The sequence below is a fragment of the Dyella sp. EPa41 genome (assembly GCF_016586165.1).
Classification (GTDB): domain Bacteria; phylum Pseudomonadota; class Gammaproteobacteria; order Xanthomonadales; family Rhodanobacteraceae; genus Dyella.
The window spans coordinates 38,854-51,868 of sequence record NZ_BCPR01000014.1 but is presented as its reverse complement, the minus strand read 5'-3'; the positions used below and the strand labels follow the sequence as shown (position 1 = coordinate 51,868).

Here is a 13,015-nt window from a genome sequence, read left to right as displayed (position 1 = left end):
ATCCTTGGACAGGGACGTCCAAGGGGAGGGGTGGCATGTTTCGACCTCGACGCATCGAGCATCTGCCGATCGACACCGATACGGACGGCGTGAAGCTGTACACGATCACGCCGGGCAACGAGGCGGTGAGCGCAAGTGTCTACCTGCCGCGCCTGGAGTTGATGAAACAGGCAAGGCCGGTGTCGTGGAGCGACATGCCGGCGTTTGCCATCTTCCACGACGGCGCCAGCGCCCGGTACCTCACCCTCGGCTGGTGGGGCAACGACAATGAAATGTTCATCGCCGTGGCGACGCAGGCGGCCTTGGGCTGGGTCGAAGACCTGGGCCGCTACTCGTTCTGCCTGTGGGACATGGAAGTGATGTGGCATGAGCGCCAGGCGTTCGTGAAGCACATGTACGGCATGCGGGCGGATCTTGCCGCCTATCGCGGCGACTTCCTCGCGCAAGCCTGGCCGCCGGAGGCGCCTGAGACGATCGGGCAATAGAACGAGCCGCCCGGGCATTCAGTCCGGGTGCGTGCCGGCGCAACATGCGCGCCAGGTTCCGGCAACGGCCGGAGCACCCCGTCCCTTGAGGAGGCACGTCATGTTGAACTGGACCGAATACCGCAAAGAGCTCGTTGGCCGCATCGGTGAGCTGGGCAAACTCAGCCCCGACACGCTCGCGGGTTACCAGACCTTGTCCAACGCCGGCAAGAAGACCGACGTACTCGATGCGAAGACGCGCGAGTTGATCGCCCTGGCCGTTTCGGTCACCACGCGATGCGATGGCTGTATCACCGTGCACAGTGCCGAGGCGTTGAAGCAGGGTGCGAGCCGCGAAGAAATCGCCGAGGCCCTCGGTGTGGCAGTAGCGTTGAACGCTGGCGCTGCGATGGTGTACTCGGCTCGCGTGCTGGACGCGGTGAAGGCACACGACGCCGTCACCGCATGAACACCGCCAGCGGCTCGTTGAAAAGCGTGTCGTATGGCGAGGTATCGCCGCCGCCCGGCGAGGCGGTGGCGATATCGCCGGTGGATTTCGACGCCACGCTTGCGTGCCTCAAGCATGCCTTCAAGGCGCTGGACCTGTGGCTCATCCATGAGATCGATCCGCAGATGCTGCTGGCTCGTGATGGGTATCCCATCGGCAAGGCGCGACAATGGCTGTTCTTTCATCCGCGCTATGCGGCACGCCTGTTGGAAGCCAATCCTGCGGCGCTGATCGAGATTCCGCTGAAGATCGCCGTGCTGCAGATGCCGGATGGCCGCGTGCTCGTGCGGCACATGGACATCGAGGCGCAGCTTTTGCGCTATCCCGGGATGGCGGCGCTCGCGTCCGAGCTGGCCGATGTGATGCGCCGCGTCCTGGCTCGCCTGGCGTAGGCGCGATCGAAAAAAGCGCTTGAGCTAAGCTGCGTCTTTCCACCGAAGCGATGGCCATGGACACGCTCAGCGAATTGCTCGACGCCTATCCGGCACGCGGCAACCTCGACGTGCATTGCCAATGGTCGGGCCATTGGGCCTATCCGCATCGCGCGGAAGCGCCGGGTTCGGTGCGCTTCCACGTGATCCTGCAAGGGCAGGTGCATCTGAAGATGGACGATGCGCCGGTGCTCGCGCTGTCAGCGGGCGACATCGCGGTATTGCCCGCGGGTAGTCGGCATCTGCTTTCTTCGCGCGGCGATGACGGGAGGGCGCCTGCGCCACGCGCGACGATACAGCCGCACGGCCTGCTCGAATGGCGAACCGACGGCAGTTCGTCGCCCGAGGTGGACATGCTCTGTGGTCGCATCGACTTCGGTGCCGGCGCCACCACCTTGTTGTCGGCGCTGCCGCGGCAGATGCACCTGCCTGGTGAGGCCGGTGTGCCCATGGCGGCATTGGCGCCGCTGGTGGCGCTGATGCGCAGCGAAGTGCAGGGCGGCGCACCGGGCGCGCGCAGCGTGGTGGGCCAACTGTCCTCGATGCTGTTCGTGCTGGCCGTTCGCCATTGGTGGCAGCAGGCGGGCGCGCCTGACGGTGTGCTTGGATTGTTGCGCGAACCCCGTCTGCGCCCCGCGGCCATCGCGATGCTGTCGCACCAGCACGAGCCCTTGACGATCGACGAGCTGGCAGCGGGCTGCCATATGTCGCGTGCAAGTTTTCTGCGCCTGTTCGAGCGCACCAGCGGTACGCCACCCGCGCAACTCCTGGCCAAGCTGCGCATGGATACCGCCGCCGTGCGACTGGAACGCGGCGGCGAAAGCGTGGGCGCCATTGGCGAAGCCGTGGGTTTTCAATCGGAATCGGCGTTCATCCGTGCCTTCGAGCGGCACAAGGGCATGAGTCCGGCCGCTTACCGCCGTTTGATGAAGCGCGACGCGTCCGTCTCCTAGCGTCCGGAAGCCTGCCTGCTGGCGGCGGCACGCTGCAGCAGCAGATCGCGTTCGCGCGTGTTGCGGGTGAGCGAGGCGGCACGCTCGAATTCTTCGCGGGCTTCGTCATGGCGGCCCAGCTTGCCCAGCAAATCGCCGCGCGCGCTGGGCAGCAGGTGATAGTGGCGCAGCAACGGCTCGTCGCGAAGCGCATCGACCAGCGCCAGCCCAGCGGCAGGCCCGAAAGCCATGGCGTGCGCGACGGCGCGATTGAGCGAGACCACCGGCGAGGGCATGCGCTGCGCGAGGGTGTCGTAGAGCGAGGCGATGCGGGCCCAGTCCGTTTCCTGCACGGTGCGTGCGCGTGCATGGCAAGCCGCAATCGCAGCCTGCAATGCATAAGGGCCGTTCCTGCCGCCCAACGCCTCCACGCGTTGCAGCGCCGTGAGGCCGCGGCGGATCAGCAGTGGGTCCCAGCGCCCGCGATTCTGTTCGCTGAGCAGGATGGGCTCGCCGTTCGGGCCCACACGCGCAGCCATGCGCGAGGCCTGGATTTCCATCAGCGCCACCAGCCCGTGCACTTCCGGCTCCCCGGGAGCGAGCCCGGCCAGCACGCGGCCCAGGCGCAGCGCCTCGCCGCACAGGTCCGGGCGCATCCAGGCGTCGCCGGTGGTGGCGGTGTAGCCCTCGTTGAAGATCAGGTAGACCACTTCGAGCACGGATGCGAGTCGTTCGGACAAAGCCTCGCCGCGCGGCACCTCGAACGGCACGTTCGCCTCGCTGAGCGTGCGCTTGGCGCGCACGATGCGCTGGGCCACCGTCGGCTCAGGCACCATGAAGGCGCGTGCGATCTCCGGCGTGGTCAGCCCGCCGAGCAGGCGCAGCGTCAGCGCCACGCGCGCCTCGGTGGACAGCACCGGATGGCAGGCCGTGAATACCAGGCCCAGCAAGTCGTCGCCGATCGGATCGTCCAGCATGGCGTCCGGGTCCCCCACGGTCTGTTCGAGCTGGTCCTCGATTTCGCGGGTGAGTTCGTCTTCCTTGCGGCGATGCAGGGCATGGCGGCGCATCTGGTCGATCGCGCGGTGCTTGGCCGTGGTCATCAGCCATGCGCCGGGATTGCGCGGGACGCCCGTGGCCGGCCACTGCTCCAGTGCCGTCACCAGGGCATCCTGCGCCAGCTCCTCGGCGAGGCCGACGTCGCGCACGATGCGGGCCAGGCCGGCGATCAGCCGGGGCGATTCCATGCGCCACAGCGCGTCGATGGTGCGGTGGATGTCGGTGGCCGTCATGGTCACCGATCACAGCACCGCGCCTCCCGCGACGCAACCCTGCGGTTGCGCATGGTTATGCCGGTGGCGACATCACCATCCAGTTCACGCCGAAGCGGTCGCGCAGCATGCCGAAGCTGGAGGCGAAGAACGTCGCCGACAACGGCATGGTCGCCTCGCCGCCATCTTGCAGCAATGCATCGAAGCGGCGCTTGGCCTCGTCCTCGTCCTTCACGTTCAGTACGAGCGAGAAGCCGCGGAAATCCGGCTGTCCTCCGCATTCGCCATCGGAAAAGTTGACCAGCGATTCGCCGATCTTCATCGACGCATGCATGACCTTCTCGCCGTTGGGTTCGTTTGGCCCGCAACCTTCGGTGGGCTGCGGGCTTTCCTTGAAGCGGACCAGGTTCTGCACCTGTCCGCCCACGGCCTTGCCGTAGAAGGCGAGGGCTTCCTCGCAGCGGCCGTCGAAGAACAGATAGGGTTGCACCTGCATGTCACTCTCCCGGTGGTCAGTGCTTGTCGGCCATTTGCGCGCGCTGGCGCGCTTCCTGTTCGCGCAGCTCGGGCGTGAATTCGGCGCCGAAGTCCTCGGCTTCGAACACCCGGCGGATCTCCACTTCCGACGCGCCGTCCTCGAACGGGTTGGGTGCGCGCTTGAGCCATTCCACGGCTTCCTCCAGCGAGGCGCACTCCAGCAGCCAGAAGCCGGCGATCAGCTCTTTGGTTTCGGTGAACGGGCCGTCGATGACGGTACGCTTGTCGCCCTCGTAACGGATGCGCGCGCCGTTCCTGCTCGGGTGAAGTCCTTCGCCGGCCAGCATCACGCCGGCCTTCACCAGTTCCTCGTTGAAGTTGCCCATCTCGGTCAGCAGCTTCTCGCTCGGCATCTCGCCGGCTTCGGACGCGCGGGTGGCGCGCACCATGGCTATGAATCGCATTGTCGTTGCTCCTGGTTGGTCAGCCGGGCCACTGAAGCGCGGCTCTCATCCAGACGACGAACGATACCCGTCGAAATCGACAGGGGAAGTGAAGCCAGGTTTCAGGGAGGCGCCGCAACGCCATCCGCAGCAGCGCACCCGGTGCGTGATCGCAGGGTTTCATCCCTTGCTGCTGCTGCGCAGGGTTTTCGTGCACGGGGTGCGCTCCTGCAGCGGCGGAAGGGTGCCTCAGCGCACCGCCAGCGCCAGCACGATACCGATCCACAGCGCCATGCCGAGCCAATTGTTGTTGCGGAAGGCCCACAGGCAGGCGTCGCGCTCGCGGCCCTGGATACGCCACATCTGCCAGCCGAACAGGCCGGCGGCGACCAGCAGGCTCAGCCAATACGGCCAACCCAGCGTGGCGCGCTGCCCCACGAACAGCATGGCCAGCAGGAACGTGGCCATCAGGATGCCCAGGATGGGCAGGTCCGCATCGCCAAACAGGATGGCCGTGGACTTGGCACCGGCCTTGAGGTCGTCGTCGCGATCCACCATCGCGTACTGCGTGTCATAGACCACCGACCAGATGATGTTGGCGATGAACAGCAGCCAGCCCACCGCCGGCACGGTGTTGGACACGGCGGCGAAGGCCATCGGGATCGACCAGCCGAACGCCGCGCCCAGCACCACCTGCGGCAGGTGCGTGTAGCGCTTGGTGAACGGGTACAGGGCGGCCAGCGCCGCGCCGGCAAACGAAAGTTCGATGGTGAGCTTGTTGGTGAACAGCACCAGGATGAAGGAGAACACCAGCAGGCTGGAGAACACGATCAGCGCTTCGCGCGGCGTCACGCGCCCGGCTGCGATGGGGCGACCGGCGGTGCGCGCGACCTGCGGATCCAGCTTCCGGTCGGCAAAATCGTTGATGGCACAACCTGCCGCGCGCATGGAGAACACGCCCAGCGTGAAGATCACCAGCAGCTTCACCGGCGGAAAGTCCGCCGCGGCCAGCCACAGCGCCCACCACGTGGGCCACAGCAGCAGCAGTGCGCCGATCGGGCGATCCATGCGCGTGAGCACCAGGTAGTCGCGCGCCTTGCTGCGATAGGGCGCCGGCAACTGCTGCAGCAGCCAGTCCAGCACGCGCGTGGCGCGAGTGGAGCTGTCCGCGGGCTGCGCGGTACCGCGCGCCGTGCGTGGTGCCGCGCCTGGGCGAGGGCGGGGAGCGCCGGTGGTCGGCAGGTTGCGCCGCTGGCGCTTGCGTGAAGTCGGAGCCATCCCCGAAGTGTAGCGTGCCCTGCCAGCCCGGGTGGCGTGACGCAGCACCGGTTTGCATGGCGCGCGCCGTCGCAACACGGTCACAAAGCTGACTACACTGCGGATCTCCGGACCGGACCACCGCCATGCCCAACGCCTTGAGCCACATCGCCCTGATCGTCGCCCATCCCACGCGGACGGCGCACCTCCTCACCGGCGTGTTCGAGGACGCGCGCATCCTGCGCGAGGAGGACCCGGGCGATTCGCACCAGGAAGTGATCGTTGCACTGGCCGGGCTGGAGTTCGCGTTGATTCGCGGGCAGGGGCCCGCATCGCGCCACGGTGATCACATCGCGTTCGCGGTGAGCAAGGAAGAGCAGCTGGCGTGCGCGCGTCGCATGGACGCGCTGGCGCTGGACTACCAGATGGCGCGAGGAGATACGGCGCTGTATTTCAGCGATTACGACAACCACGTGTTCGAGCTGGAGGTTGTTGAGGGCTGAGGCTTCCCGGTCGTGCACAGGGTGCGCCCCTGTGGGAGCGCACCCCGTGCGCGACAGATCCCGCCTCACTCCCTCAACAACAACCGATACGCCGGATTGGCACTCTCGTCGCGAAACGGATAGCCCAGCGTCTGCAGGAACGCCTGGAACAACGCCCGCTCATTTTCCGGCACCTGGATGCCGACCAGAATGCGCCCATAGTCCGCGCCCTGGTTGCGGTAATGGAACAGGCTGATGTTCCAGTCCGGATGCATATGGCCGAGGAAACGCGTCAATGCGCCGGGTCGTTCGGGAAACTCGAAGCGATACAGCAATTCATCGCGCGCCAGCGGCGAGCTTCCGCCGACCATGTGGCGAAGGTGCAGCTTGGCCAGCTCGTCGTCGGTGAGATCGAGCACGCCGAAGCCGTGCGTGCGGAACGCATCGATCAAGGTATGCCGCTCATCGCGATGCGTGGTCTGCACGCCAACGAAGATATGCGCCTCGGCGGTGCTGCCGATGCGATAGTTGAACTCGGTGATGTTGCGCTGGTCCAGCGCCGCGCAGAAGCGGCGGAAACTGCCGCGCTCCTCCGGGATGGTCACCGCGAACACCGCTTCGCGCTGCTCGCCCACCTCGGCGCGCTCCGCGACAAAGCGCAGGCGATCGAAGTTGAGATTGGCGCCGGAGACGATGGCGACCATCGGGTGTTCCGACGCTCCATGCGTGGCCACGTAGTGCTTGAGGCCAGCCAACGCGAGCGCGCCCGCCGGTTCCGGCACGCTGCGCGTCTCCTGGAACACGTCGCGGATCGCGGCACAGATGGCGTCGGTATCCACGCGGACCATCGCGTCCACGTGCTGCCGGCACAGTTCGAAGGTGAGGTCGCCCACGCGCTTCACCGCGGTGCCGTCGGCGAACAGACCGACTTCCGGCAGCGTCACCGGCGCACCGCGTTCCAGCGACTGCGCCATCGCATCGGAATCGCAGGTCTGCACGCCGATCACCTTCACCTCGGGGCGCAGCGCCTTGATGTAGCCGGCAACACCCGCCAGCAGTCCGCCGCCACCGACCGGAACGAACACCGCATGCAGCGGGCCGGCGTGCTGGCGAAGGATCTCCATGCCCACCGTGGCCTGCCCGGCGATCACGGCGGGGTCGTCGAACGGATGCACGAAGGTGTAACCGTGCCCGGCCTGCAGCTGCGCGGCGGCGGCCTGCGCATCGCTGTACGAGTCGCCCGCCAGCACCACCTCCACCCGCGTGCCGCCGAAACGGCGCACGGCATCCACCTTCACCTGCGGCGCCGTCACCGGCATCACGATCACGGCGTGGATGCCGAGGCGCGCGGCGGCCAGCGCCACGCCCTGCGCATGATTGCCGGCGGAGGCGGCGATCACGCCGCGCGCGCGCTGTGCCGGCTCCAATGAGGCCATGCGGTTGTAGGCGCCACGCAGCTTGAACGAGAACACCGGCTGCTGGTCTTCGCGCTTGAGCAATACGCGCTGGCCCAGCCGCGCCGAAAGCAGCGGCGCCTCGTCGAGACTCGTCTCGCGCGCCACGTCATAGACGCGGGCACCCACGGTCTGCCGCAGCAGTTCGTGCTCGCTGAGGCGGGCGGTGGTCGACACGGGCTTGGCGAGTGCATTCACGGCGCGGCAACGGTCGGATGGCTGACGTCGATCACGTCGACCAGCTTGCGCGTCTGCTTGATGATCTGCTCCACCGTGTCGTCCGCGCCATCCATCACCAGGGTGAGCTGGGATACGGCGGGGTCGCGCGTGGCGGCGACGGTGAGCGAATCGATGTTGCAATGACGCGCGGCAAACAGGCCGGCGACGCGCATCAGCGCGCCGGATTCGTTTTGCAACAGGATGGACAAGGTGTGTTTCATGGCCGCGCCTACGTTGGGTTATCCGTCATCCCGGCCCTTGCCCCCTCTTGCGGAGTGCGCCGGGACGACGGGTGTTAGAACATGTCGCTCTTCGAATCCCTCGACACCGCCGGCGGCACCCGCGAAGGGATGAAGTCGCCGGTGATCATCTGCGCATAGGTCGCGCCCGGGCCCACCATCGGATAGACGCCCGCATCGGGATCGATCATCACTTCGAGGAAGGCCGGGCCATCGAAGGCAAGAAACTCGCCAATGGTCTGCGCCAGGTCTTCCTTGCGCTCCAGCCGGCGCGCCCATTCGAAGCCATCGGCCTGCGCGGCCTTGATGAAGTCCTTCTTGTGCAGGCTCTTGTCGGAGGAGGCGAAGCGGCCGCGGAAGAACAGCTTCTGCCACTGCCTCACCATGCCGTCGCCGATGTTGTTGAGCACCACCACCTTCACCGGCAGGCCGTAGGTGGTGACGGTTTCCAGCTCGCCGAGGTTCATGCGGATGCTGGCGTCACCATCGATGTCGATCACCACCGCATCGCGCCGCGCGAATTGCGCGCCGATGGCGGCGGGCAGGCCGAAGCCCATGGTGCCCATCGAACCGGACGTGAGCCAATGGCGCGGCTCGCGGAAATCGAAGTACTGCGCTGCCCACATCTGGTGCTGGCCGACGCCGGTGCTGATCACCGCGCGACCCTGCATCTGGCGGTTGATCGCCTCGATCACCGCCTGCGGCTGGATCAGTTCGCTTTCATGGTCGTAATTCAGTGCGTGGGTGGCCTTCAGCGCGGCGACGTGCGCATGCCAGTCCGCGTAGCGGCCATCGCTGGCGAAATGGAAGCCGTGGCGCACACCGTACTGCTGCAGGCGCGACAGCGTGCGATCGAGGTCGCCCTGGTGATGCCAGTCCACCGACTTCACCTTGCCGATCTCGGCCGGGTCGATGTCGATCTGCGCGACGAAGCGCGCGTTCGGCGCAAACTTGTCCGGCACGCTGGCGACGCGGTCGTCGAAGCGCGCGCCCAGCGCGAGCAGGAAGTCGCAGTCTTCCACGGCGTAGTTCGCATACGCCGTGCCGTGCATGCCCAGCATGTGCAGCGCCAGCGGATCGGTGGTGTCCATCACGCCCAGCGCCATCAGCGTGGTGGTGACGGGCAGGCCGAACTGCTGCACGAAGGCGCGCAGCGTCGCGGAGGCCTCGCCGGCGATGAGGCCGCCCCCGGCGTAGATGAGCGGGCGCTTCGCTTTCGCCAGCGCCGCGAAAAAGGCTTCGCACTGCGCGTCATCCACGCGTGCGCTGTGGATCGCATGCTGGCGCGCGCGATAGCCGGGAATGGGCAGCGTGCCTTCACCCGCAAAGGTCAGCGGCGTGTTCTGCACGTCCTTGGGAATATCCACCACCACCGGGCCGGGGCGCCCGCTGCGCGCGATCTCGAACGCGGTGCGCAGCGTGGCTTCCAGTCGCGAGGGATCGGTGAGCAGGAACACGTGCTTCGCGCACGGGCTCATGATGTTGCTGACGGGCGCTTCCTGGAAAGCATCGCTGCCCAGCGCACCGGTCGGCACCTGGCCGCAGATCACCACCATCGGCACGGAATCGGACATGGCGTCGCGCACCGGCGTCACCATGTTGGTGGCGCCCGGGCCGGAGGTGACGATGGCCACGCCCACCTTGCCAGACGCGCGTGCATAACCGGCCGCCATGAAGCCCGCACCCTGCTCGTTGGCAGGCACGATCAGCGGCATGGGCTCGCCGCCCAGCGGCGAAAGATGCGTGGTGTTGTAACGGAATACCGCGTCGTAAACCGGCAGGATCGCGCCACCCGAATAGCCGAACAGCACGCTGACGCCTTCGTCGGCGAGTACCTGTACCACCACTTCCGCGCCGCTCATGGTCTGGCCGGCGAGCGGATGGGCGGTGGCCGGGGTGGGCATCTCCATTTGCAATGGCAGGTTCACGGTCGTCGGGTTTCCTTGGGAATATCGTCTTCGGTGAAGAAGCTCCCCCGCCCGCGCAAGCCCGACAGGGGTGGCTTGCGCGGGCGGGGGTAGGAAGGGGTGAAGGCCAGCGGGAGGGCTCCCCTTCCGATCTCCCCGCGCAGGGCGCGGGGAGACGCCAAACCTCAACCCACTTTCTTGAGCGGCTCGGTGGCCGGCTTCGGCGCATTCGCCTGCAGCCACGGCATGCGCGCACGCAGCTTCGCGCCCACCTGTTCCACCGGATGCTCCAGGTCCGCCTGCTTGAACTTCTTGTAGTTCGGCAGGCCGGCGTTGTACTCGGCGATCCAGTTCTTCGCGAACGTGCCGTCCTGGATGTCCTTCAGCACCTCCTTCATGCGCGCCTTGGTGCCGGCGTCGATCACGCGCGGGCCGCTCACGTAGTCGCCGTACTGCGCGGTCTCGGAGACGAACTCCAGCATGCGGGTGATGCCGCCTTCGTAGAACAGGTCCACGATCAGCTTCAGTTCGTGCAGCACTTCGTAGTACGCGATCTCCGGCTGGTAGCCGGCTTCCACCAGCGTCTCGAAGCCGGCCTGCACCAGCGAGCTGGCGCCGCCGCAGAGCACGGCCTGTTCGCCGAACAGATCCGTCTCGGTCTCTTCCTTGAAGTCTGTCTTGATCAGCAGCGCGCGACCGCCGCCGATGCCGTCGGCATAGGCCTTGGCTTTCGCCTCGGCCTGGCCGCTGACGTCCTGGTGGATGGCCCAGATGCTCGGCACGCCGCGGCCGATCTCGTACTCCCGGCGCACCAGCGCGCCCGGGCCCTTCGGCGCGACCAGGATCACGTCGATGTCCTTGCGCGGATCGATCTGCTTGAAGTGCACGTTGAAGCCATGCGCGAACAGCAGGGCGGCACCCGGCTTGATGTTCGGCTCGATGCTTTCGGTGTACAGCTTCGGCTGCACCATGTCCGGCGTGAGCACGGCGACGAGGTCGGCGTCCTTCACCGCATCGCCCGGCTCGGCGACGCTGAAGCCTTCGGCGCGGGCCTTCTCCCACGAGGGGCCGTTCTTGCGCAGGCCAACCACCACGTCGAGACCGGAGTCACGCAGGTTGAGGGCGTGGGCGCGGCCCTGGCTGCCGTAGCCGAGGACGGCGATGCGGGCCTTGGCCAGCGTGTCGTTGGTGTTGTTGCTCATGCGGTGACTCCTGCGGTCGTGTCTTCGTTGACTTGTTGGGAAACGGAAGAGGCGGATGTACTGCGTGCGGCGATGGGTTGCGTGGTGGCGCCTTCGGACGCCGAGCCCACCAGCGAGACGTACTTGGCCAGCGCGCCGCGCGTGACCTTGGGCGCGGGCGGCTGCCAGCTGGCGCGGCGCGCGGCAAGGTCGGCGGTGGTGCTGATCTCGCGCGTGTCGGCGTCGATGCGGATGCGGTCGCCATCGCGCAGCAGCGCGATGGGGCCCCCGCGCGCGGCTTCCGGTGCGATGTGGCCGACCATGTAACCGTGCGTGGCGCCGGAGAAGCGGCCATCGGTGATCAGCGCGACGTCGTCGCCCAGGCCGCGGCCGATCAAGGCCGCGGTGACGCCCAGCATTTCGCGCATGCCGGGGCCGCCGGCGGGACCTTCGTTGCGGATGACGATCACGTCGCCCTTCTCGATGGTGCCGCCCTGCACGGCGGCGAAGGCCTGCTCCTCGCTCTCGAAAACGCGCGCGCGGCCTTCGAAATGATTGGCGCCCTTGCCGGCCAGCTTGAGGATGCAGCCTTCCGGCGCGAGGTTGCCGTAGAGGATCGAATAGCCACCGCGCGGCTTCAGCGGCTGCGTGACCGGATGCACCACATCCTGCGCTTCGGCGCGCGGCGCGGCGGCCGCTTCGTCGAACAGGCTGCGGCCGGTGACGGTCGGTGCATCGTCCAGCATGCCGGCGGCGATCAGCTCCTGCGCGACGCGCGCGCTGCCGCCGGCGCCGAACATCTCGACGGCGGTGTAGCGCCCGCCCGGCAGCAGGTCGGCGATCACCGGCGTGTGCCTGGAGGCCGGTTCGAAATCTTCCAGCGTCCAGCGCGTGCCGGCTTCGCGCGCGATGGCGAGCAGGTGCAGCACGGCGTTGGTGGAGCCGGCGGTGGCCGCGACCATGCGGGTGGCATTGCGGAACGCCGTTTCGGTGAGGAATTCGCGCGGCGTGCGGTTCTCCCGCAGGCAATCCATCACCAGCTCGCCGCAGCGACGCGCGGCGGCGGCCTTGGCCGGATGCGTGGCGGGAATATCGTTGAAGCCCATCGGTGACAGGCCCAGCGTGGTCAGCACCATGGCCATGGTGTTGGCGGTGAACTGGCCGCCGCAGGCGCCGGCGCCGGGGCAGGCGTCGCGTTCCACCGAGGTCAGCTCGGCGTCGCCGATCTTGCCCGCGCCGTGCGCGCCGACCGCTTCGAACACCTGCTGGATGGTGATGGGATGGTTGTCGTGCGTGCCGTGCGCGATGGTGCCGCCGTACAGCGCGACGCTGGGAATGTCGAGGCGCGCCATTGCCATTGCCGCGGCGGGGATGGTCTTGTCGCAACCACACAGCACCACCATCGCGTCCAGGCAGTGGCCGTCGACGGCCAGCTCGATCGAGTCGGTGATCACCTCGCGGCTGATCAGCGAGGCTCGCATGCCCGGCGTGCCCATGGCGATGCCGTCGGTCACCGCGATGGTGTTGAACTCGATCGGCGTGCCGCCGGCGGCACGGATGCCTTCGGCCACGTGTTCGGCGAGTTCGCGCAGGTTGAGGTTGCAGGGGCTCACGTTGGACCACGTGTGCACCACGGCCACCAGCGGCTTGGCGATGGCGGCATCGTCCAGGCCGGTGGCGCGCAACATGGCGCGCGCGGGGGCGCGGTCGGGGCCGGTCTTGATCAGATCGCTACGCATAGGAGTCTTCG

The 13,015-nt window shown here is 67.4% G+C and carries 14 protein-coding genes; 5 read left to right on the top strand and 9 right to left on the bottom strand.

The genetic code is table 11. The features are described 5' to 3' along the window. The first annotated feature begins 35 nt into the window (after positions 1–35). From JMF82_RS06875 to JMF82_RS06860, 4 genes are all read left to right on the top strand, one after another. Entirely contained in the window at positions 36–485 is a 450-nt protein-coding gene (locus tag JMF82_RS06875) for a hypothetical protein (protein ID WP_201313785.1), read from the top strand. A gap of 100 nt (positions 486–585) precedes the next feature. Beyond that, entirely contained in the window at positions 586–933 is a 348-nt protein-coding gene (locus JMF82_RS06870; protein WP_201313784.1) for a carboxymuconolactone decarboxylase family protein, read from the top strand. Continuing rightward, on the top strand, positions 930–1,364 hold the full coding sequence (locus JMF82_RS06865) for a DUF302 domain-containing protein (protein ID WP_201313783.1): 435 nt from the start codon (positions 930–932) through the stop codon (positions 1,362–1,364). Before JMF82_RS06870 ends, JMF82_RS06865 begins: the two co-directional genes overlap by 4 nt. A gap of 56 nt (positions 1,365–1,420) precedes the next feature. Beyond that, on the top strand, positions 1,421–2,356 hold the full coding sequence (locus JMF82_RS06860) for an AraC family transcriptional regulator (RefSeq protein ID WP_201313782.1): 936 nt from the start codon (positions 1,421–1,423) through the stop codon (positions 2,354–2,356). Here JMF82_RS06860 and JMF82_RS06855 read toward each other — a convergent pair. From JMF82_RS06855 to ubiA, 4 genes are all read right to left on the bottom strand, one after another. Beyond that, positions 2,353–3,627 carry an RNA polymerase sigma factor gene (locus JMF82_RS06855; protein ID WP_201313781.1) on the bottom strand — a complete coding sequence of 425 codons (1,275 nt, stop codon included), beginning with the start codon at positions 3,625–3,627 and terminating at the stop codon, positions 2,353–2,355. The genes JMF82_RS06860 and JMF82_RS06855 overlap by 4 nt on opposite strands. 55 nt (positions 3,628–3,682) lie before the next feature. Beyond that, a complete protein-coding gene (locus tag JMF82_RS06850) occupies positions 3,683–4,102 on the bottom strand; it encodes a VOC family protein (RefSeq protein ID WP_201313780.1) in 420 nt (139 codons plus the stop codon). A 16-nt stretch (positions 4,103–4,118) separates the two neighbouring features. After that, complete coding sequence (locus JMF82_RS06845) at positions 4,119–4,547, bottom strand: YciI family protein (protein ID WP_201313779.1); 429 nt, start codon at positions 4,545–4,547, stop codon at positions 4,119–4,121. 228 nt (positions 4,548–4,775) lie between these two features. Beyond that, positions 4,776–5,804: a 4-hydroxybenzoate octaprenyltransferase gene (gene ubiA / locus JMF82_RS06840; protein WP_236585338.1), complete on the bottom strand. Its 1,029-nt coding sequence runs from the start codon at positions 5,802–5,804 to the stop codon at positions 4,776–4,778. Positions 5,805–5,929: 125 nt separating this feature from the next. Between ubiA and JMF82_RS06835 the strand changes: the two genes are divergently transcribed. Further along, a complete protein-coding gene (locus JMF82_RS06835; RefSeq protein ID WP_201313778.1) occupies positions 5,930–6,286 on the top strand; it encodes a hypothetical protein in 357 nt (118 codons plus the stop codon). 65 nt (positions 6,287–6,351) lie between these two features. Here the strand turns inward: JMF82_RS06835 and ilvA are convergent, their stop codons facing one another. From ilvA to ilvD, 5 genes are all read right to left on the bottom strand, one after another. Next, a complete protein-coding gene (ilvA, locus tag JMF82_RS06830) occupies positions 6,352–7,917 on the bottom strand; it encodes a threonine ammonia-lyase, biosynthetic (protein ID WP_201313777.1) in 1,566 nt (521 codons plus the stop codon). Beyond that, positions 7,914–8,159 carry an acetolactate synthase small subunit gene (gene ilvN / locus JMF82_RS06825; RefSeq protein ID WP_201313776.1) on the bottom strand — a complete coding sequence of 82 codons (246 nt, stop codon included), beginning with the start codon at positions 8,157–8,159 and terminating at the stop codon, positions 7,914–7,916. The genes ilvA and ilvN overlap by 4 nt, the downstream gene beginning before the upstream one ends. A 74-nt stretch (positions 8,160–8,233) precedes the next feature. Continuing rightward, positions 8,234–10,087, bottom strand: a complete 1,854-nt coding sequence (ilvB, locus tag JMF82_RS06820) for a biosynthetic-type acetolactate synthase large subunit (RefSeq protein WP_201313813.1) — start codon at positions 10,085–10,087, stop codon at positions 8,234–8,236. Positions 10,088–10,269: 182 nt separating this feature from the next. Further along, positions 10,270–11,286 (bottom strand): ketol-acid reductoisomerase, encoded by a 1,017-nt coding sequence (gene ilvC, locus JMF82_RS06815; RefSeq protein ID WP_201313775.1) that lies wholly within the window; start codon positions 11,284–11,286, stop codon positions 10,270–10,272. Beyond that, a complete protein-coding gene (gene ilvD, locus JMF82_RS06810; protein ID WP_201313774.1) occupies positions 11,283–13,004 on the bottom strand; it encodes a dihydroxy-acid dehydratase in 1,722 nt (573 codons plus the stop codon). The genes ilvC and ilvD overlap by 4 nt, the downstream gene beginning before the upstream one ends. Between the last annotated feature and the right edge of the window lie 11 nt (positions 13,005–13,015).